The organism is Streptomyces sp. NPDC059534, from assembly GCF_042743475.1.
Taxonomy (GTDB): domain Bacteria; phylum Actinomycetota; class Actinomycetes; order Streptomycetales; family Streptomycetaceae; genus Streptomyces.
Window position 1 is genome coordinate 39139 of the sequence record NZ_JBHWAQ010000040.1, and the last position, 18847, is coordinate 57985.

General features: G+C 74.0%; 19 protein-coding genes. 12 read left to right on the forward strand and 7 right to left on the reverse strand.

Annotated elements, in window-relative coordinates:
• Window positions 1-41: 41 nt before the first annotated feature.
• From ACFVZH_RS33315 to ACFVZH_RS33325, 3 genes are read left to right on the forward strand one after another with little or no spacing between them, the layout of a single operon-like run.
• The gene (locus tag ACFVZH_RS33315; protein WP_384903289.1) at window positions 42-521 is read left to right on the forward strand and encodes a DUF2771 domain-containing protein; all 480 of its coding nucleotides are present in this window, start codon (window positions 42-44) and stop codon (window positions 519-521) included.
• A gap of 7 nt (window positions 522-528) precedes the next feature.
• Entirely contained in the window at window positions 529-1308 is a 780-nt protein-coding gene (locus tag ACFVZH_RS33320) for a futalosine hydrolase (protein ID WP_384903291.1), read from the forward strand.
• A complete protein-coding gene (locus ACFVZH_RS33325; RefSeq protein WP_384903293.1) occupies window positions 1305-2159 on the forward strand; it encodes a 1,4-dihydroxy-6-naphthoate synthase in 855 nt (284 codons plus the stop codon). The genes ACFVZH_RS33320 and ACFVZH_RS33325 overlap by 4 nt, the downstream gene beginning before the upstream one ends.
• A gap of 17 nt (window positions 2160-2176) precedes the next feature.
• On the opposite strand, the gene ACFVZH_RS33330 is transcribed toward ACFVZH_RS33325, so the two are convergent.
• Window positions 2177-2560, reverse strand: coding sequence for a cold-shock protein (locus ACFVZH_RS33330; RefSeq protein ID WP_383373333.1), 384 nt, complete (start codon window positions 2558-2560; stop codon window positions 2177-2179).
• 141 nt (window positions 2561-2701) lie between these two features.
• Between ACFVZH_RS33330 and ACFVZH_RS33335 the strand changes: the two genes are divergently transcribed.
• Window positions 2702-2980, forward strand: coding sequence for a hypothetical protein (locus tag ACFVZH_RS33335; RefSeq protein WP_384903295.1), 279 nt, complete (start codon window positions 2702-2704; stop codon window positions 2978-2980).
• Here ACFVZH_RS33335 and ACFVZH_RS33340 read toward each other — a convergent pair.
• The gene (locus ACFVZH_RS33340; RefSeq protein ID WP_384903297.1) at window positions 2968-3615 is read right to left on the reverse strand and encodes an HAD family hydrolase; all 648 of its coding nucleotides are present in this window, start codon (window positions 3613-3615) and stop codon (window positions 2968-2970) included. The genes ACFVZH_RS33335 and ACFVZH_RS33340 overlap by 13 nt on opposite strands.
• Window positions 3616-3719: 104 nt before the next feature.
• Between ACFVZH_RS33340 and ACFVZH_RS33345 the strand changes: the two genes are divergently transcribed.
• The 3 genes from ACFVZH_RS33345 to ACFVZH_RS33355 are packed head-to-tail and all read left to right on the forward strand — an operon-like array spanning window position 3720 to window position 6639.
• Window positions 3720-4724: a FecCD family ABC transporter permease gene (locus ACFVZH_RS33345; protein WP_384903299.1), complete on the forward strand. Its 1005-nt coding sequence runs from the start codon at window positions 3720-3722 to the stop codon at window positions 4722-4724.
• Window positions 4721-5827 carry a FecCD family ABC transporter permease gene (locus ACFVZH_RS33350; RefSeq protein WP_384903300.1) on the forward strand — a complete coding sequence of 369 codons (1107 nt, stop codon included), beginning with the start codon at window positions 4721-4723 and terminating at the stop codon, window positions 5825-5827. The genes ACFVZH_RS33345 and ACFVZH_RS33350 overlap by 4 nt, the downstream gene beginning before the upstream one ends.
• Window positions 5824-6639, forward strand: coding sequence for an ABC transporter ATP-binding protein (locus ACFVZH_RS33355; RefSeq protein WP_384903302.1), 816 nt, complete (start codon window positions 5824-5826; stop codon window positions 6637-6639). The genes ACFVZH_RS33350 and ACFVZH_RS33355 overlap by 4 nt, the downstream gene beginning before the upstream one ends.
• A 52-nt stretch (window positions 6640-6691) precedes the next feature.
• On the opposite strand, the gene ACFVZH_RS33360 is transcribed toward ACFVZH_RS33355, so the two are convergent.
• Window positions 6692-7873: a hypothetical protein gene (locus ACFVZH_RS33360; protein WP_384903304.1), complete on the reverse strand. Its 1182-nt coding sequence runs from the start codon at window positions 7871-7873 to the stop codon at window positions 6692-6694.
• Between the two features lie 93 nt (window positions 7874-7966).
• Between ACFVZH_RS33360 and ACFVZH_RS33365 the strand changes: the two genes are divergently transcribed.
• Window positions 7967-10555, forward strand: a complete 2589-nt coding sequence (locus tag ACFVZH_RS33365; RefSeq protein WP_384903306.1) for a helicase C-terminal domain-containing protein — start codon at window positions 7967-7969, stop codon at window positions 10553-10555.
• 33 nt (window positions 10556-10588) lie between these two features.
• Here the strand turns inward: ACFVZH_RS33365 and ACFVZH_RS33370 are convergent, their stop codons facing one another.
• Entirely contained in the window at window positions 10589-10906 is a 318-nt protein-coding gene (locus tag ACFVZH_RS33370) for a hypothetical protein (protein ID WP_384903308.1), read from the reverse strand.
• A 206-nt stretch (window positions 10907-11112) separates the two neighbouring features.
• On the opposite strand from ACFVZH_RS33370, the gene ACFVZH_RS33375 reads away from it, so the two are divergent.
• The gene (locus tag ACFVZH_RS33375; RefSeq protein ID WP_384903310.1) at window positions 11113-12753 is read left to right on the forward strand and encodes a DNA repair helicase XPB; all 1641 of its coding nucleotides are present in this window, start codon (window positions 11113-11115) and stop codon (window positions 12751-12753) included.
• On the opposite strand, the gene ACFVZH_RS33380 is transcribed toward ACFVZH_RS33375, so the two are convergent.
• Both ACFVZH_RS33380 and ACFVZH_RS33385 read right to left on the reverse strand, forming a co-directional pair.
• Window positions 12722-12916, reverse strand: a complete 195-nt coding sequence (locus ACFVZH_RS33380) for a hypothetical protein (RefSeq protein WP_384903312.1) — start codon at window positions 12914-12916, stop codon at window positions 12722-12724. The genes ACFVZH_RS33375 and ACFVZH_RS33380 overlap by 32 nt on opposite strands.
• Window positions 12917-13013: 97 nt before the next feature.
• A complete protein-coding gene (locus tag ACFVZH_RS33385; protein ID WP_384903313.1) occupies window positions 13014-13409 on the reverse strand; it encodes a cupin domain-containing protein in 396 nt (131 codons plus the stop codon).
• A gap of 52 nt (window positions 13410-13461) precedes the next feature.
• On the opposite strand from ACFVZH_RS33385, the gene ACFVZH_RS33390 reads away from it, so the two are divergent.
• From ACFVZH_RS33390 to ACFVZH_RS33400, 3 genes are all read left to right on the forward strand, one after another.
• Window positions 13462-14454, forward strand: a complete 993-nt coding sequence (locus ACFVZH_RS33390) for a GlxA family transcriptional regulator (RefSeq protein WP_384903315.1) — start codon at window positions 13462-13464, stop codon at window positions 14452-14454.
• Between the two features lie 232 nt (window positions 14455-14686).
• Window positions 14687-16639 (forward strand): HelD family protein, encoded by a 1953-nt coding sequence (locus ACFVZH_RS33395; RefSeq protein ID WP_384903327.1) that lies wholly within the window; start codon window positions 14687-14689, stop codon window positions 16637-16639.
• A 140-nt stretch (window positions 16640-16779) separates the two neighbouring features.
• Complete coding sequence (locus ACFVZH_RS33400; RefSeq protein WP_384903317.1) at window positions 16780-17811, forward strand: saccharopine dehydrogenase family protein; 1032 nt, start codon at window positions 16780-16782, stop codon at window positions 17809-17811.
• A 26-nt stretch (window positions 17812-17837) separates the two neighbouring features.
• On the opposite strand, the gene ACFVZH_RS33405 is transcribed toward ACFVZH_RS33400, so the two are convergent.
• Window positions 17838-18590 (reverse strand): helix-turn-helix domain-containing protein, encoded by a 753-nt coding sequence (locus tag ACFVZH_RS33405; protein WP_384903319.1) that lies wholly within the window; start codon window positions 18588-18590, stop codon window positions 17838-17840.
• Between the last annotated feature and the right edge of the window lie 257 nt (window positions 18591-18847).

Consider the following 18847-nt stretch of genomic DNA (forward strand, 5'->3'; position numbering starts at 1 on the left):
CCCGCGTGGCGCGGGCGCGGCGGCCCGATAGCCTTCGGCTCATGACCGTTGCGTTCTTCTCCGGCTCGCGCCGCCGGGCCGCCGTCGCCCTCGGGGCCGTCTCCGCCGGGCTCCTCGTTCTCTCCGCCTGCGACAAGCCGACTCCGCTCGCGACCCTGACGGTCGGGACCGACTCGGTTCACACCGAGGCCGCCTGCTACAACAACGGCGACCCCATCAAGGAGTCGCAGATCCAGCAGTGCCTCAACAAGAAGGCGGAGAAGTCCATCACCGTCGCGATGGACGACAAGATCCGCTTCGGCGTGGACCCGGAGATCGCGGACCGCGGCTGGACGATCTTCCTCGGCGGCCAGCAGGCCGAGCCCGAGCCGTACAAGAAGACGTACCGGACCATTCCGGCCAGCGCCTTCTTCTCGTCCCAGACCGGCGAGGCCACCGACAACACCCAGGTGACCATCGTCGAGAACACCGGCAAGACGCTGACCGGCATCTGGCACTTCCAGCTGAAGAAGGAATCCTGATCCGCCGGTGGTCCACCGGATCCTGATCGTCACGGCCGTGGCGGCGGAGGCGGACTCCGTCACCGCCGGCCTCGGCGCGGGCGCCCTCGACGACGCCGGAACCCTCCGGCTGCCGGGGGGCTTCGTCCTGCGCCGTCACACCGGCGGCAGCCGTGACACCGTCGGCACCGGCCGCGTACGGGCCGACGTGCTCGTCGGCGGGGTGGGCCCCGCCGCCGTCGCCGCCGCGACGGGTACGGCCCTGGCGTGCGCGTCGTCGGACGACGCCGCCGGCCGAGGTCCGTACGACCTCGTCGTCTCCGCCGGGATCGCCGGCGGGTTCCAGCCGGTGGCACCGGTCGGGAGCGTCGTCGTCTCCGGGTCCGTCGTCGCCGCCGATCTCGGGGCGCAGACGCCCGACGGCTACCTGACCGTCGAGGAGCTCGGCTTCGGCCGCTCCGCGCACACCGTGCCGGAGGCGCTGACCGGCGCCGTCGCCGCCGCCCTGGGCGCCGGGGGCCTGGCACACACCGTGGGGCCGGTCCTCACCGTCTCCACCGTCACCGGGACCGCCGGACGCGCCGCCGAGCTCGCAAAGCGGCATCCCGGGGCCGCCGCCGAGGCGATGGAGGGGTTCGGCGTCGCCGAGGCCGCCGCCGCGTACGGCGTGCCCGTCGTCGAGATCCGGGCCGTGTCGAACGCCGTCGGGCCGCGCGACCGCGCCGCCTGGCGCATCGGGCAGGCCCTGGACGCGCTCCGGCACTCCTTCGAGCTGCTCAGCAGGACCGTCTTCGTGGAGCCGTCGTGACCAAGCTGAAGATCGCCTATTCGCCCTGCCCGAACGACACGTTCGTCTTCGACGCCTGGGCGCACGGCCGGGTGCCCGGCGCGCCGCGGCTCGACGTCACCTTCGCCGACATCGACGTCACCAACGGCTGGGCGGAGGGCGGCACCGACGACCACGACGTCCTGAAGGTGTCGTACGCCGTGCTGCCGTGGATTCTCGACGAGTACGCGCTGCTGCCCTGCGGCGGCGCCCTCGGCCGGGGCTGCGGGCCGCTGGTCCTCACCCGGGACGCCGGGTCCGGGGCGGACCTCGCGGGGAAGACGGTCGCGGTGCCGAGCGAGCGCTCGACGGCGTATCTGCTCTTCCGGCTGTGGGCGGCGGAGACCGTGCCGGGCGGGGTCGGGAACGTCGTCGTGATGCCGTTCCACGAGATCATGCCCGCCGTGCGGGACGGGAAGGTCGACGCGGGGCTCGTCATCCACGAGGCCCGCTTCACGTACAAGGGCTACGGCCTGCACTGCCTCGCCGACATGGGCGAGCACTGGGAGTCGACGACGGGGCTGCCGATCCCGCTCGGCGCGATCGTCGCCCGCCGTTCCCTCGGCGCGGAGACCCTGCGGCAGCTCGCCGAGTCCGCCCGTACCTCCGTGCGCATGGCCTGGGACGACCCCGAGGTCTCGCGTCCGTACGTCCTGGAGCACGCCCAGGAGATGGACCCCAAGGTCGCCGACCAGCACATCGGGCTCTACGTCAACGAGTTCACCGCGGACCTGGGAGAGCACGGCTACGCGGCGGTCCGCGGGCTGCTCACCCGCGCCGCGGCCGAGGGGCTCGTGCCGCCCCTCGCGCCGGACGCGCTGTCCTTCCCGTAGGCCCCGCGGCCCCGGGCCTACACGTCGAGCTGGTCCGCCACCGCCCGCAGCAGGCCGGCGATCTTCTTGCCCTGCGCCTTCTCCGGGTAGCGGCCGCGCTCCAGGGCCGGTGTGATGCTCTCCAGGAGCGTCGTCAGGTCCTGCACGATGGACGCCAGTTCGTCGGGCTTACGGCGCTGCGCCGCGGCGACGGACGGGGTCGGGTCGAGGATCGCGACGGACAGCGCCTGGTCGCCGCGCTGACCGGCGACGACCCCGAACTCCACCCGCTGACCCGGCTTCAGTGCGTCGACTCCGGCAGGGAGCACCGACGAGTGGACGAAGACGTCGCCGCCGTCGTCGCGGGAGAGAAAGCCGAAGCCCTTCTCACTGTTGAACCATTTGACCTTGCCGGTAGGCACGTCGTTCCTCGTCCTCGTACTCGTCGCTGGGGATGCCAAACGGCGGGTCGCCCGACCCGCCGGCACCAAGGCTAGTGCTCCGGGGACCGCTGACAAGACGTCGCCGGAGTGTTCCTCTGGCCTGGGAACTACCCTGGCCGGATGCGTAGTGAAACCCCCGCCGTGCCGGTGAACGACAGTGCCCCCGGTGACGGCCTCGTCAAGGCCGGTGTCGTGCTGTTCGCCATCGGCGCGGTAGCGACGCTGGTCACGGTGGCTCCGCTGTTCCTCGGCACGGACCCGTTCCCCACCGTCGCGTACACCGTCTCGATGCTGATGGGCGTCGGATTCCTCGTCGCCGCCGCCGGGGTGCTGCGGTCGATCGCGGCCCAGCGGCGGCAGGCACGGGCGGGGTCCGCCGCGGCGGCTCAGCCCCGGTAGGTCTCCCACCAGGGGCGGAAGTCCGTCAGGTCCGCGAGGACCACGTCGGCACCGGCCGCGCGGAGCTCGTCGGGGGCGCAGGGGCCGGTGGCCACGGCCACCGAGAGGGCGCCGGCGGTGGCGGCGCCGCGGACGTCGCCGACGTGGTCGCCGACGTACACCTGGGCGCCGTGGGCGCGCAGTGCCTCCGCCTTGCCCTCGGCCCACAGGCCGCCGACGACCGCGTGGGGTTCGATGCCGAGGTGCGCGAGGTGCAGTTCGGCGTGCGGGCCGTTCTTCGCGGTGACGACGATCGTCCGCCCGCCCGCCTCGCGCACGGCCTGGACGGCGTCCCGGGCGCCCGGCATCGGGTGCGAGGGTTCGATCGCGTACACGGGGTAGAGCGCCCGGTAGCGGGCGGTCATCTCGGGGACGAGCTCCGCGGGGAACCAGTGGGCCATCTCCTGCTCCAGGGGCGGCCCGAGGCGGCTGACGACGAGGTCGGCGTCGATCGGGGCGCCGACCTCGGCGGAGAACGCCTCGAACGCGGCCTTGATGCCCGGACGGGTGTCGATCAGCGTCAGGTCGAGGTCGAAGCCGACGGTGAGCGGGGAAGCGGGCGCGGGCGGGGTCGTCATCGAGGTCATGGGGCCCATTCTGGAGGACTTCGGGCCCCGGGCGTTCGCATATGAGTGCTGTTTACACTGAGGCGAGCCTTACCAAACCAGGACGCGCCCCCGCACTCCCCCGATGGGTCCCCATGACAGCCGCATTCCCCTCCAGACGGGTCCTCGCGACCTCGGCGGCTGTCGTCGCCCTGCTCGTCGCCGTGCTCCTCAGCCTCGCCGTGGGCGCCCGGCCCATCGCGCCCGCCACGGTGTTCGACGCCCTGCTGCACGGCGGGACGAGCGCCGACGCCGAGGTCGTACGACAGCTCCGGGTGCCCCGCACGCTCATCGGTCTGATGGTCGGCGCCGCGCTGGCGCTCGCCGGGACCGCCCTCCAGGGCATCACCCGCAACCCGATCGCCGACCCCGGCATCCTCGGCATCAGCCAGGGCTCCTCGGTGGCCGTGGTGCTCGCCGTCGCCTTCTTCGGGGTGCACAGCCTCGGCGGGTACGTGTGGTTCGCCTTCGCCGGCGCCGCGATCGCCTCCGTCGCCGTCTACGCGATCGCGTCCGGCGGACGCGGCGGGGCGACCCCCGTGAAGCTGGCGCTCGGCGGCGCCGCGATCAACGCGCTGCTGCTGTCCGTCACCACCGGCGTCCTCACCACCAAGGCGTCGGCGCTCGACGAGTTCCGGTTCTGGCAGATCGGCTCGCTCGACGGGCGCGACGCCCAGATCGTCGGCCAGATCTGGCCCTTCCTGCTCCTCGGCGCCGTCCTCGTGCTCTCCGTGGCGCGCGGCCTCGACGCGCTGGCGCTCGGCGAGGACGTCGCCAAGGGCCTCGGGCAGCGGGTCGCGACCGTCCGGATCGTCGGCGGCCTCGGCGCGACCGTGCTCACCGGGGCCGCGGTGGCCGCCGCCGGGCCCGTCGCCTTCGTCGGCCTCGCCGTCCCCCACATCGCCCGGGCCGTGGTCGGCTCCGACCACCGCTGGGTGCTGCCGATGGCCGCGCTCATCGGACCGGTGATGCTGCTCGTGGCCGATGTCGCCGGCCGGATCGTGTTCCCGCCGGGCGAGGTCCCGGCCGGAGTGATGACGGCCCTCATCGGAGTGCCGTTCCTGGTCACCCTGGTGCGCCGGAAGGCGGTGCCGGCATGACCGCCCCCGCCGCCGCCCCCGTCCGCGCCATCGCCCGGCCCCGCGTCCGGCCCGCCGGATACGGGCTCGTGCGCGCCGGCCGGGGCTCGTTCCTCGTCCACCGGCGCTCGGCCACCGTCGCCGCGGGCCTGCTGCTCCTCCTGGCGGCCGCCTCGGTGGCGTACCTCTGCGTCGGCGAGCGGTTCGTCGCCCCCTCCGAGGTCGTCCGCGTCCTCCTCGGGCAGCCGTCGCCGTCCGCGTTCGTGGTGGAGGAGCTGCGCGAGCCCCGGCTCGTCGTCGCCCTCGCCGTCGGCGCCGCCTTCGGGATCGCGGGCGCGCTCATCCAGACCGTGGCCCGCAACCCGCTCGCCAGCCCCGACATCATCGGCATCAGCCAGGGCGCCGGGGCCGTCACCGTCGCCGCGATGACCTTCGGCCTCACCTCGTACACCGTCCTGCCGTACCTGTCGATCGCGGGCGGCATCCTCGCCGCCGCGCTCGTGTACGTGTTCGCCTGGCGCGGCGGGCTGCACGCGACCCGGTTCGTGCTCATCGGCATCGGCTTCGCGATCGCCCTGCGGTCCCTGACGACGCTCTTCATGACCAAGGGCGACTACCTCGTCGCCCAGCAGGCCCAGATCTGGATGACGGGCTCCCTCAACGGACGCGGCTGGGACGAGTCCGCGCCCATCCGCTGGACACTGCTCCTGATGCTGCCCGCCGTGCTGTGGGCCGCCCGCGCGCAGCGGACCGTGTCCCTCGACGACGACACGGCGACCGCGCTCGGCGTGCGCCTCGGCCGGGTACGGCTCGGGCTGGTCGCCGTCGGCGTCGTCCTCGCGTCCGTCGCGACCGGCGTCGCCGGGCCGGTCGACTTCGTCGCCCTGCTCGCCCCGCAGATCGCCCGCCGCACGACGCGGACCGCGCAGATCCCGCTCCTCTGCTCCGCACTCGCCGGCGCGGTGATCGTGGTCGTCGCCGACCTCCTCGGCCGGCGGCTCTTCTCCCCCGTCGAACTGCCCGTGGGCGTCCTCACGGCGGCCGTCGGCGCCCCCTATCTGATCTGGCTCATCGTCCGGAGCCGTACCGCCGCACACTCGGGAACCGCTGGAGGCAAGGCGTGAGCAGCAGGCTGACCGCACGCGGGCTGACGCTCGCCTACGAGGACCGCACCGTCGTCGACAGGCTGGACCTCGCAGTCCCCGACGGCCGGGTGACCGTCATCGTCGGCCCCAACGCCTGCGGCAAGTCCACCACCCTGCGCGCGCTCGGCCGGCTCCTCAAACCGGCGGGCGGCGCGGTCCTCCTCGACGGCGAGGAGCTCGCCAAGCTCCCCACCAAGCGCATCGCCCGCTCCATCGGGCTCCTCCCGCAGACCCCCGTCGCCCCGGAGGCCATCACCGTCGCCGACCTGGTCTCCCGCGGCCGCCAGCCCCACCAGAGCTGGTGGAAGCAGTGGTCCGACGAGGACGAACGGGCCGTCGTCGACGCCATGGCCCGCACCGACGTGACCGCCCTCGCCGACCGCTCCGTCGACGAACTGTCCGGCGGCCAGCGCCAGCGCGTCTGGATCGCGATGGCGCTCGCCCAGGAGACGGACCTCCTCCTCCTCGACGAGCCCACCACCTACCTGGACATCTCCCACCAGGTCGAGGTCCTCGACCTGGTCCGGCGCCTCAACCGCCTCCGCGGCCGCACCGTCGTCCTCGTCCTCCACGACCTCAACCAGGCCGCCCGCTACGCCGACCACCTCATCGCCATGAAGTCCGGCCGCGTCGTCGCCCAAGGCCCCCCGGACCGGATCGTGACCGCCGACCTCGTCCACGACGTCTTCGGCCTGCACTCCGTCGTCGTCCCCGACCCCGTCACCGGCTCCCCCCTCGTCGTCCCGGGCGCCCCCTGGCACGCGGAACCGGAGCCGGAGCCGGTTTCCTAGCGGGGGCGGGGCGGGGCGGGAACGGGAGCTCGGCCGGGGCCGCGCGCCGCTCTCAGTACCTGCGGGAGCGCCAGAGAAGGAAGAGCGCGGAGGCGATCGCGGCGCTCCTGAGGGTCCAGGGCCAGGTTTCCGTGACGGCCGCGCCCAGTGCCTCGCCGCCCGGGGCGACGGCGGCGCCCCAGCGGCCGCCGACACGGCCCCAGAGCCAGACCGCTCCGGCGGTGGCGGCCAGGCCGGGGATGACGAGGACCGCGCCCTTGCTCTCGGCCGGGGTGAGGCGGCGGGAAGCGTACGCGAGGAGCCAGCCGGCGGCCAGCGCGAGGAGCGAACCGAAGGCCGCGCCGCCGAGCAGGAGCAGCGAGGCGAGGACGACGACAGGGCTTCCGAGGCGCAGGACGGACCGACCCGTCGGCTCGGACCCGGCCTCCGGCACGTCCTCGGCGGCCGGGGCGGGCGCGGTGTCCTTGCGGAGCCGCAGCACGCGGGCGAGGCCGCGGCGCTTGCCCGGGGCGGGCTCCTCCTCCTCCTCCTCGTCCTCGTCCGGAACCGGCGGTGCGAAGAGGTCCGGCCGCTCGACCCCGCCGAAGAACCCCGGCAGACCGTCGGCGGCGTCCGTCTCCCACCAGTCCGTCTCCCCCTCCGCACCGGGATCGGCGCGGTCGGGTGCGTCGACGGCGGCGCCGTCGGAGGCGGACGCCTTGGCCGCGCCCCGCGCTCCCCGCGCGCCTGCGCCGCCCGACACGCCCGGGCCCGCTACGTCCTTGCCCACCCCCACGGACCGGGCGCCGCCCCGAGTCCGCGCGGATGCCGCCGTACCGCCGCGGGCACGGCGGCCGGGCCACCGGAACCCACCCGACCGGCCTCCGCGATCCGAGCCGTCCTCGGACCGGCCGTCTCCTGACCGGCCGTCTCCCGCCTGGCCGTCTCCCGACCGGCCGTCGCCGGACCGGGCGTCGTCAGACCGGGTGTCGTCGCTCGGGCGGGGTGAGGGGACGGGGTGGGTGGGTGCGGGGGTGGCGCGGTCGACGATTTCGTCGGGGGTGCCGAGGGAGCCGAGGATGTCGCGGACGGCGGAGGGGGTCTCCTGGCCGTGGGTGGCGCGACGGCGGTCGATCTCGTTGCGGAGGCCGGAGACGAGGCGCATGCGGTCGCTCGCGGGAAGGTGGCGCTGTTGGGCCAGGTCGCCGACCCGGCTCAGATAGTCGTAGACAAGCTGGTCGCTCTCGATCCCCACGGTGCCCCTCCACGGCCGGTTCGCCCGGTACGCGCCGACGTTAGCGCCTGCGCGGCGGACTCCGCCGTGCGGATTGGAGCTAACGTGGGGCGGATGGGGATCGGTGAGCTCGACCGGGAGGCGCACGTGCCCGAGGTAACTGGCGCCGCCGCGGCGCCGCGCACGCTCGCGGAGGTACTGCGCGCGCGGGGCGACGACGGGCTTGCCGCGCTGCTGCGGGCGCGCCCGGATCTGCTGAACCCGGTGCCGAACGACCTGACGCAGCTGGCGACGCGCGCGGGGACGCGGGGGTCGGTGGTGCGGGCGCTGGAGCGGTTGGACCGGTTCGCCCTCCAGACGGCCGAAGCGCTCGCGGTGGCTCCGGACCCGGCCCCGTATCCCGTCCTCCTGGCGCTGCTGACCGGTGACGAGGGTGATCCGGTGATCGAGGCGGCGCTGCCGGGGACGGTGGCGCTGCTGCGCGAGCAGGCGCTGGTGTGGGGCGAGGACGACCGGCTGCGGCTGGTGCGGACCGCGCGGGAGCTGCTCGCGCCGTCGGCGCAGCACCCGTCGCCGACGGGTCTGGGGCCGACGGTCGCGGAGGCGACGGCCGGGATGTCACCGGGCCGGGTGCAGGAGATCATCGCGGCGGCGGGGCTGACGTCGACGCACGACCCGGTGTCGGCGGTGGCGGTGCTGACGGCGCTGTTCACCGATCCGGTGCGGATGGGCGAGCTGCTCGACACGGCGTCGCCGGACGCGCTGACCGTCCTGGACCGGCTGGTGTGGGGTCCGCCGTACGGCGAGGTGACGGCGAACCCGACGCCGCCGGTGCGCTGGCTGCGCGACCGGGGTCTGCTGCTGCCGGTGTCGCCGCGGACGATGGTGCTGCCGCGCGAGGTGGCGCTGCATCTGCGGGGCGGGCGGGCGCACCGGTCGCCGGAGCCGGTGGCGCCGAGGCCGGCGGTGCTGCGCGACTACCGTCCCCAGGTGGCGGACAGCGCGGCGGCCGGGCAGGCGCACGTGGCGCTCGCGACCGTCGAGGAGCTGCTGAAGTCCTGGGACCAGGGCGGCCCGCCGGTGCTGCGGGCGGGCGGGCTGGCCGTACGGGACCTGAAGCGGACCGCGGCGGCCCTGGACGTCACGGAGGAGACGGCCGCGTTCTGGCTGGAGCTGACCTACGGGGCGGGGCTGCTCGCCTCGGACGGCGAGGCCGACGAGCGGTACGCGCCGACGCCCGCCTACGACGACTGGCTGGATCTGCCGCCGGCGGAGCGCTGGGCGCGGCTCGTGACGCCGTGGCTGACCGCGACCCGGACGTCCGGTCTGGTCGGCGGGCAGGACGCCAAGGGCCGTACGCTCTCGGTCCTCGGCCCGGACCTGGACCGGGCGCCCGCGCCCGAGGTGCGCCACCGGGTGCTCGAACTCCTCGCGATGCTGCCGCCCGGCGGCGCCGTCGAGCCCGAGTCGCTGTTCGCGCGGCTCCGCTGGGAGCGTCCGCTGCGGGGTTCGGCCTCGGCCGGTCCGCCGCGGCCGCCGCGCCCGACGACCGGTGCGGACGAGGTGGCGGACGCGGGCCCGGCTCCGGAGGTCCACGGGGACCTGCGGTCGCGGCTGGCGCGCTGGACGCTCGCCGAGGCCGAGCTTCTCGGGCTCACCGGCCGCGGCGCCCTCTCGGGGCCGGCCCGGGCGCTGCTCAACCTGCCGTTGGCGGAGGCCGCGGCCGCGGCCGACCACGGGGGCGGGGTGGAGCTGTCGGTGGCCGCCGCGCGGGCGGCGACCCTGCTGGCCCCGCTGCTCCCGGAGGCCGTCGACCACGTCCTTCTCCAGGCCGATCTGACGGCCGTGGCGCCCGGTCCGCTGCGGCGCCCGCTCGCCGACGCGCTGGCCGTCCTGGCGGACGTGGAGTCGAAGGGTGGCGCGACGGTGTACCGGTTCACGCCCGGCTCGGTACGGCGCGCGCTGGATTCCGGGCAGGCCGCGACCGATCTGCACGCCTTCCTCGCCGCGCATTCCCGTACGCCGGTCCCGCAGCCGCTCGCCTACCTCGTCGACGACGTGGCGCGGCGGCACGGGCATCTGAAGGTCGGGGCCGCGTCGGCGTACCTGCGGTGCGACGACGACACGGTCCTGGGCGAGATCCTGGCCGACCGCCGCTCGGCGGCGCTCGGCCTGCGCCGGCTCGCGCCGACGGTGCTGGCCGCGCAGACCGATCCGGCGTCCCTGCTCGCGGGGCTGCGGTCGATGGGGTACGCCCCGGCCGCCGAGTCCGCGCAGGGCGATGTCCTGGTGACCCGCGCCGACGCCTACCGCACGCCGGCCCGTACGGCGCCCGTCCCGGTGCCGGACGGCCCGCCCGCGCCGGACACCACTCTCCTCGGCGCCGCGGTGAAGGCGGTCCGCGCCGGTGACCGGGCCGCGACGGTGGTGCGCAAGGAGCCGGCGGTGGCGACCGCCCCGGGCACGCTGCCCCGCACCTCCGCCGCCGAGACCCTGGCCACGGTGCAGGCCGCCGCGATGACCGGCTCGGCCGTCTGGATCGGTTACGTGAACGCCGACGGCGCCGCCAGTCAGCGGGTCATCGCCCCGGTCCGTGTCGAGGGCGGCTTCGTGACCGGCTACGACCACACGGCCGACGAGGTCCGTACGTATCCGCTGCACCGCATCACGGGGGTGGCGGAACTCGCCGACGACCAGGTGTGATCCCCGCTCCGGTTCAGGAGCGGATTCCGCCGGTCAGCGCGCCGTCGCGAGGAGCACGGTGCCGAGGGCGCCGGTGAGCGCGGGGCAGGCGAGGCCGACGGCGCACGCGAGTCCGGCGAGGACGCGCCGGGCCCGCCGCCGGTTCGTGGTGCGCGGGAGGGACCAGGTGGGGGCCGCCACCAGGACGGGCAGCAGCAGGATGCCGGCGATCACGGCCGGGTGCGCGGTCGGCAGGCCGGCCATGGTCCCGGTGAGCAGTGCCAGCAGCGGCCCGCCGAGGGTCCCGGTCAGCGGCGCCGCCCACCAGATCGGGTCGTGCGCGGCGGGGTCGTACGGGGGCATGCCCTCCATCCCACCGTCCTCCGGCGGGCCGCATCAGGGCGCACATACTCATCCGGCATGTGCCATGTACTCATGACACGACGGTCGGGGGCCGGGCACCCGGCGCGCGGGGACGCGGTCGCCCGCGCCGTGACGAACGCCCCACGGCGGCCCCGCATCGGGCAGACTGGAGGATTGGCCGTCATCGGAGCGGCCCGGGAAGGACCTGAGCGCACGTGAATGGGCCACTCATCGTTCAAAGCGACAAGACGCTGCTCCTGGAGGTCGACCACGAGCTCGCCGAGGCGTGCCGCCGGGCCATCGCACCCTTCGCGGAGCTGGAGCGGGCGCCGGAGCACATCCACACCTACCGGCTGACGCCGCTGGGGCTGTGGAACGCGCGGGCCGCCGGGCACGACGCCGAGCAGGTGGTGGACGCGCTCGTCGAGTACTCGCGGTATCCCGTGCCGCACGCGCTGCTCGTCGACATCGCCGAGACCATGGCGCGGTACGGCCGGCTGACGCTGTCCAAGCACCCGACGCACGGCCTGGTCCTGACCAGCACCGACCGGCCGGTCCTGGAGGAGATCCTCCGGTCGAGGAAGGTGCAGCCGCTGGTCGGGGAGCGGATCGACGCGGACACCGTCGTCGTGCACCCGTCCGAGCGGGGGCAGATCAAGCAGACGCTGCTGAAGCTGGGGTGGCCGGCCGAGGACCTCGCCGGATACGTGGACGGGGAGGCGCACCCGATCGACCTGGCCGAGGACGGCTGGAGCCTGCGGCCGTACCAGCGGCAGGCGGTCGACGGCTTCTGGCACGGCGGTTCCGGCGTGGTCGTGCTCCCCTGCGGCGCGGGGAAGACGCTGGTCGGGGCGGGCGCGATGGCGCAGGCGAAGGCGACGACGCTGATCCTGGTCACCAACACCGTCTCGGCGCGGCAGTGGAAGCACGAGCTGGTGAAGCGGACCTCGCTGACCGAGGACGAGATCGGCGAGTACAGCGGGACCAAGAAGGAGATCCGGCCGGTCACGATCGCCACGTACCAGGTGCTCACGACCCGGCGGAAGGGCGTCTACCCGCACCTGGAGCTCTTCGACTCCCGGGACTGGGGTCTGATCGTCTACGACGAGGTGCACCTGCTGCCCGCGCCCGTCTTCAAGTTCACGGCCGACCTCCAGGCGCGGCGTCGGCTCGGGCTGACCGCGACGCTGGTCCGGGAGGACGGGCGCGAGTCGGACGTGTTCTCGCTCATCGGGCCGAAGCGGTTCGACGCGCCGTGGAAGGAGATCGAGGCGCAGGGGTACATCGCGCCCGCCGACTGCGTCGAGGTGCGGGTGAACCTGACCGACTCCGAGAGGCTGGCGTACGCGACGGCCGAGGCGGAGGAGAAGTACCGCTTCTGCGCGACGACGGCGACGAAGCGGAAGGTGACGGAGGCCCTGGTGAAGAAGTTCGCCGGGCAGCAGATCCTCGTCATCGGCCAGTACATCGACCAGCTGGACGAGCTGGGCGAGCACCTGAACGCGCCGGTGATCAAGGGCGAGACGTCGAACGCGCAGCGGGAGAAGCTCTTCGACGCGTTCCGTACGGGCGAGATCAGCGTCCTCGTGGTGTCGAAGGTCGCGAACTTCTCGATCGACCTCCCGGAGGCCACGGTCGCGATCCAGGTGTCGGGCACGTTCGGTTCCCGGCAGGAGGAGGCGCAGCGTCTGGGCCGGGTGCTCCGCCCGAAGGCCGACGGCCACCAGGCGCACTTCTACTCGGTGGTCGCCCGCGACACCATCGACCAGGACTTCGCGGCGCACCGCCAGCGGTTCCTGGCGGAGCAGGGGTACGCCTACCGGATCATGGACGCGGACGAGCTGCTGGCACCGTAGGGGCGAAGCGCGGGTTCCTGACGCCGGCCTCCGGCGGGCCGTAGTCGCCGAGGAGGGTGACGGCGGCCGCCGCGCCGCCGAAGGCGCGTATCGCTCGTACGGCGGTGGCGAGGCGGTGGGGCCGGGGCACGGTGGTCACGAGGGTGAACGTCGTCGCGGTCATACCCCCATCATGGAATCCGGACATTCCGAACACATCGGCCTGAGGAGGGAACCGGGGTCCGCCGTGAGACGGACCCCGCCCCTAGGGGGTGTCCGTCTCAGGCGTCGAGGGGGTGCCCGGTCGTCGCGTCCACGTGGTCGGGGATGTCGTCGTGGCGGTCGCCCACGGTCGGGGTCCCGGAGGGCTCGAACATGAGGATCGCGGCGCCGGACGGAGCGGACGGCCTGTGCTCCGTGCCCCGGGGGACGGTGAAGACGGACCCCCGGGGAAGCAGGACCGTGCGTTCCCCGCCGGGCTCGCGCAGGGAGATGCGCAGCTCTCCGTCGAGTACCAGGAAGAACTCGTCCGTGTCGTCGTGGGCGTGCCAGACGTGCTCGCCCTCGACCTTGGCGACGCGGACGTCGTAGTCGTTGACGCGGGTGACGATGCGGGGGCTCCACAGGGCGTCGAAGGAGGCCAGGGCCGTGCCGAGGGAGAGGGGTTCGCTGCTCATGGGCCGATCCTTCGTCACCGCTCGTGGTCGGCGTGAGTGCTAGGAATCGCACATGTCGAATGATTCCTCGCACGCGGTGCGCACGGCGGGCGTCCACCGGGTCGTCGTGATCGTGGACGAGAACTCGAACCCCTTCGAGCTCGGCTGCGCGACCGAGGTCTTCGGTCTCCGCAGGCCGGAGATCGGCCGTGACCTCTACGATTTCGCGCTCTGCTCACCCGAGCCCCGCACCCTGATGCGCGACGGGTTCTTCACCCTCACGGGAGTCGCAGGACTGGAGGCGGCCGACACGGCGGACACCCTGATCGTCCCCAACCGCCCGGACACCGAGGTGCCCCGCCGCCCCGCCGTGCTCGATGCCGTCCGACGGGCGCACGCCCGCGGTGCGCGGCTGGTCGGCTTCTGCAGCGGCGCCTTCACGCTGGCCGAGGCCGGGGTCCTCGACGGCCGCCGTGCCACCGCGCACTGGCAGTGGGCGGATTCCTTCCGTGCCCGCTTCCCGTCCGTCCACCTCGCGTCGGACGTGCTGTTCGTGGACGACGGCGACATCCTCACCGCCGCGGGGAGCTCGGCGGCGCTGGATCTCGGGCTGCACGTGGTCCGCCGCGACCACGGCGCGGAGGTCGCCAACGCGGTGAGCCGGCGGCTGGTCTTCGCGGCCCACCGGGACGGCGGGCAGCGGCAGTTCGTGGAGCGTCCCATGCCCGACATCCGCGACGAGTCCCTGGCGCCGGTGCTGGCCTGGGCCCTGGAGCGGCTGGACTCGCCTCTCGCGGTCTCCGACCTCGCGGCCCGTGCGGCGGTCAGTCCGGCGACGCTGCACCGCCGTTTCCGGGCCCAGCTGGGTACGACACCGCTGGCCTGGCTCACGGGGGAACGGCTTGCCCTGGCCTGCCGGCTGATCGAGCGCGGCGAGTCCCGCTTCGAGACGGTCGCGCGGCGCAGCGGCCTCGGCACCGCCGCCCGTCTGCGCACGCTGATGCGCCGCGAGACCGGCATCACCCCGTCGGCGTACAAGGACCGGTTCGGGCCGGCGCCGAGGTGACGGCGGGGGCCGGGCGCCGGGGGGAAAAGGGGTTCGCCGGGTGCGGTGGCCGGAGTTAGACTTGCCGGCTTCCCCGCCTCCCGTTCGTGGAGCGCCGCCGCCCGGTCGGAAACCGGCGGCCACCTCGTCGTGTCCGCGTATCCACCTGCCCGGAGGCTTCACCGTGTCCGTTTCCGACCCGCTCTCGCGGGAGCGCGCCCATCTGTCCTCGTCCCGCGCCGCACTGCGCGCGATGCGCGAGGACGTCGAGGCGCTCGACATCAAGGACGTCACGGCGAACTGGGTCAACTCGCTGGTGCTGGGGCGGCAGATCGAGGACCGGATCAAGGCGCTGGCCGACCTCTCCGGCACCCCGCTGTTCTTCGGGCGGCTCGACTACCTGCACACCACGCAGGAGGGCCAGCGCTTCTACATCGGGCGGCGGCACGTGCACGACGCCGGCGGCGATCCGATGGTGATCGACTGGCGTGCGCCGGTGTCGCAGCCGTTCTACCGGGCGTCGAAGAAGGACCCGCAGGACGTGGGGCTGCGCCGCCGCTTCGGGTACACGGGCGGCGAACTGACCGCGTACGAGGACGAGCACCTGTCCGACCCGGCGGAGCTGGAGCGGACGAGCCGGCTGCTCCAGGCGGAGATCGAGCGGCCGCGCGTGGGCCCGATGCGGGACATCGTGGCGACGATCCAGCCCGAGCAGGACGAGATCGTCCGGTCCGACCTGTCCGGGTCCGTGTGCGTCCAGGGAGGGCCCGGCACCGGCAAGACGGCCGTCGGCCTGCACCGTGTCGCCTACCTGCTGTACGCGCACCGGGAGCGGCTCGCCCGCACCGGCACCCTGGTCATCGGTCCGAACCGGTCCTTCCTGCACTACATCGAGCAGGTCCTGCCCGCCCTGGGCGAGCTGGAGGTGCAGCAGGCGACCGTCGACGACCTCGTCGCGCACGTCGAGGTGCGCGGGACGGACGAGGCGGCGACGGCGGTCGTCAAGGGCGACGCCCGGATGGCGGAGGTGCTGCGGCGGGCGGTCCGCTCGCACATCGCGCTGCCGAAGGAGTCCCTGATGGTGGTGCGGGGTTCGCGCCGCTGGCGGGTGCCGGCGTACGAGCTGGAGGAGATCGTCCAGGAGCTGATCGACCGCGACATCCGGTACGGGGCGGCCCGTGACGCGCTTCCGCAGCGCGTCGCGCACGCGGTGCTGGTCCGGATGGAGCAGGCGGGCGAGGCGCCCGACGACCGGGTGCAGAACGCCGTCGCGCGCAATCCCGCGGTGAAGGCCGTCGTGAAGGAGTGCTGGCCGGCCGTGGAGCCGGCCAAGCTGGTGCTGCGGCTGCTGAGCGACCCGGAGTTCCTGGCGGAGCAGGCCGAGGGGCTGCTCACGGAGGACGAGCAGAAGCTGCTGCTGTGGGCGAGGCCGGCCCGCAGCGTGAGGGCGGCGAAGTGGTCGGCGGCCGACGCCGTGCTGATCGACGAGGCGAAGGACCTGGTGGAGCGGACGCACTCGCTCGGTCATGTGGTCCTCGACGAGGCGCAGGACCTCTCCCCGATGCAGTACCGCGCCGTGGGCCGCCGCTGCACGACCGGTTCGGCGACGGTCCTGGGCGACCTGGCGCAGGGCACCACCCCGTGGGCGACGGGGAGCTGGGCTCAGGCGCTGGGCCATCTGGGGAAGCCGGAGGCGGTGGTGGAGGAGCTGACCGCCGGTTTCCGCGTGCCCCGTGAGGTGATCGCGTACGCCTCGCGGCTTCTTCCGCACATGTCGCCGGGGCTGGCGGCGGTCGAGTCGGTGCGGGAGAACCCGGGCTCGCTGGCGGTCCGCGCCTCCGACGACCTGGACGCGGACGTCGTCGCGGCCTGTGTCGACTCCCTCGTCCACGAGGGCTCCGTCGGTCTGATCGCCGCCGACGCGCGGATCGCCCCGCTCGCGGAGGCCCTGACGGCGGCCGGTCTGGCTTATCTGTCCCCCGGCGAGGAGACGACCGCCGAGTCCCGGCTGACCCTCGTGCCCGCCTCGCTCGCCAAGGGTCTGGAGTACGACTACGTCGTCCTCGACGAGCCCGCCGCGGTCGTCGACGGCGAACCGGACGAGCGGACCGGCCTGCGGCGGCTCTACGTGGCCCTCACCCGCGCCGTCTCCGGTCTGACGGTCCTGCACTCGGCCCCGGTCCCCGCCCAGCTGGGCACCCCGTGACCCGGGCCGGGTCGCTGCCGGAAGGCGGCGGCCTGGCGTGTCCGAAAGTGTGCGACGCGTGGCACTCCCTGTACTCGTACGGGCCGATCGACCGCGACAAGATGGTTCACGGTTGAACAAACGAGGACGGGGAGAGAGCGATGACTTCGGGACACACGGTGACGGTGTTCGGCGCGTACGGGCACACCGGGCGGTTCGTGGTGGCGGAGCTGCTGAGCCGGGGGTTCCGCCCGGTGCTGTCGGGGCGGGACGCGGGCAGGCTGGAGGCGCTCGCGGCGGAGCACGGGGGCCTCGACGTACGGCCGGCGTCGGTCGACGACGCGGTGGCGCTGGACCGCGCGCTGGACGGCGCGGACGCCGTGGTCAACTGCGCGGGACCGTTCGCCGCGACCGCCGCGCCGGTGATCGAGGCGGCGCTGCGGGCGAGGATCCCGTACGTGGACGTGGCGGCCGAGATCGAGGCCAACCTCGACACGTTCGCGCACTTCGCGGACCGCGCGAAGGCCGCCGGAACCGTGGTGATCCCCGCGATGGCCTTCTTCGGCGGGCTCGGAGACCTGCTGGTCACGGCGGCGATGGGCGACTGGGAGACGGCCGACGAGGCGCACGTCGCCTACGGGCTGAGCGGCTGGCACCCCACCGCGGGGACGCTCGCCGCGGGCACCGTCTCCCGCGAGCGCAGGGACGGCCGGCGGGTCGTGTTCGCGAACGGACGCATCGAGTACCGCGACGACGCCGCGCCGCACCTGGAGTGGACCTTCCCCGAGCCGATGGGGGCCCGGTCCGTGATCGGGGAGTTCACCATGGCCGACGTCGTCACCGTCCCGAGCCACCTCGCCGTCCCCGAGGTGCGCACCTACATGACCGTCGAGGCGGCGCGCGAGCTGGCCGCCCCCGACAGCCCGGCGCCGACCGCGGTCGACGAGCACGGGCGGTCGGCGCAGACCTTCCTCGTCGACGTCGTCGTCCGCTCCGGCGGCGAGGAGCGGCGTGCCGTGGTGAGCGGCCGGGACATCTACGCCGTCAGCGCGCCGCTCGCCGTGGAGGCGCTCCACCACGTCCTCACGGGACGGACCAGGACGGTCGGCGTCGCCTCGGCCGGCGCGATCTTCGACGCGCCCGCCTTCCTGCGGGACCTGGCCCCGCACATCACGGTCGACCTGCTCGGCTGATCCGCGGACACGCGAATCCGGTCCCCTCAGGACGCCTCCGGCTCCCCGCCGGTGGCGTCCTCGGCCTTTTCGGGCTTGGCGCTGAGGATCTCGCGGGCCTGCTCGGCGGCGCGCAGGACGCTCTCGGAGACGAAGTCGAGGAAGCGGGCGACGTTCTCCAGGCGGACGGCGGCCGGAGTGTCGGAACCGAGGACGCCGACGCCCTGCCGGGCGATGTCGACGATCTGGGCGGTGGACCGGGCGCTGGCGATCATCGACTGGTACCAGATGTCGTCGTCGACGACGTAGCGCTCGCGGCGGCGGTCGTCGCGCTCCCGGCGGACGAAGCCCTGGCTCTCCAGGAACGCGATCGCCTTGGAGATGGACGCCGGGCTGACCTGGAGGCGCTGGACGAGTTCGGCCGCGGTGAGGCTGCCGGTGTCGGTGAGGGTGAGGCAGGCCATCACCCGGGACATCATCGCGGGCATGCCCGAGCCGGCGAGGACGGCCGTGAACGTCTCCTCGTACGCGCGCACCGCCTCCGCGTCGCGGCCGTGGGGCTGCGGCGGCGCCTCGGTCCCCCGGGGCGCGGCCTGACCGCGCCGCTGGGCGCGGCGCTCGGTGGCGCGGTGGGCCAGCTCGGCGCGGTAGGAGGTGGGGCCGCCGTTGCGCATGACCTCGCGGGTGACGGTCGAGGTCGGCCGGTCGAGGCGGCGGGCGATCTCCGCGTACGCCAGGCCGTCGGCCAGACCGGCGGCGATCTGCTGGCGTTCGGACTGGGTGAGTCGGCCTCCCGGCATCGCGGTCTCCTCCGTGGTGCGTCGTGTCTGTCGTTCTGGGGCGCTTGGTGCGGCCTGACGCCCTCAGCATAGCGTTCACTTCCAATCCATTGCAATGGATCCCTTGCGCATTGTTGCGTTACCTTCAGAACCGTTGCAATGAAATCCCTGCACTGACCTGCGACGATTAGATTCCTACGCAACGAAGTCGTTGCCAGAGTCTCGAACGCAACGTAGCTTTTCCTTCATCAGAAACGGCGGGCCGACAGAGAGCCCGC

What these genes read in the sequence shown, in the direction of transcription:
- ACFVZH_RS33345 (WP_384903299.1), top strand. Translation starts at nt 3,720, where the DNA reads ATGACAGCCGCATTCCCCTCCAGACGGGTCCTCGCGACCTCGGCGGCT.
- ACFVZH_RS33390 (WP_384903315.1), top strand. Translation starts at nt 13,462, where the DNA reads ATGTCGAATGATTCCTCGCACGCGGTGCGCACGGCGGGCGTCCACCGG.
- ACFVZH_RS33380 (WP_384903312.1), bottom strand. Translation starts at nt 12,916, where the DNA reads ATGACCGCGACGACGTTCACCCTCGTGACCACCGTGCCCCGGCCCCAC.
- ACFVZH_RS33385 (WP_384903313.1), bottom strand. Translation starts at nt 13,409, where the DNA reads ATGAGCAGCGAACCCCTCTCCCTCGGCACGGCCCTGGCCTCCTTCGAC.
- ACFVZH_RS33400 (WP_384903317.1), top strand. Translation starts at nt 16,780, where the DNA reads ATGACTTCGGGACACACGGTGACGGTGTTCGGCGCGTACGGGCACACC.
- ACFVZH_RS33405 (WP_384903319.1), bottom strand. Translation starts at nt 18,590, where the DNA reads ATGCCGGGAGGCCGACTCACCCAGTCCGAACGCCAGCAGATCGCCGCC.
- ACFVZH_RS33340 (WP_384903297.1), bottom strand. Translation starts at nt 3,615, where the DNA reads ATGGGCCCCATGACCTCGATGACGACCCCGCCCGCGCCCGCTTCCCCG.
- ACFVZH_RS33335 (WP_384903295.1), top strand. Translation starts at nt 2,702, where the DNA reads ATGCGTAGTGAAACCCCCGCCGTGCCGGTGAACGACAGTGCCCCCGGT.
- ACFVZH_RS33315 (WP_384903289.1), top strand. Translation starts at nt 42, where the DNA reads ATGACCGTTGCGTTCTTCTCCGGCTCGCGCCGCCGGGCCGCCGTCGCC.
- ACFVZH_RS33370 (WP_384903308.1), bottom strand. Translation starts at nt 10,906, where the DNA reads ATGGAGGGCATGCCCCCGTACGACCCCGCCGCGCACGACCCGATCTGG.
- ACFVZH_RS33350 (WP_384903300.1), top strand. Translation starts at nt 4,721, where the DNA reads ATGACCGCCCCCGCCGCCGCCCCCGTCCGCGCCATCGCCCGGCCCCGC.
- ACFVZH_RS33395 (WP_384903327.1), top strand. Translation starts at nt 14,687, where the DNA reads ATGCGCGAGGACGTCGAGGCGCTCGACATCAAGGACGTCACGGCGAAC.
- ACFVZH_RS33365 (WP_384903306.1), top strand. Translation starts at nt 7,967, where the DNA reads ATGGGGATCGGTGAGCTCGACCGGGAGGCGCACGTGCCCGAGGTAACT.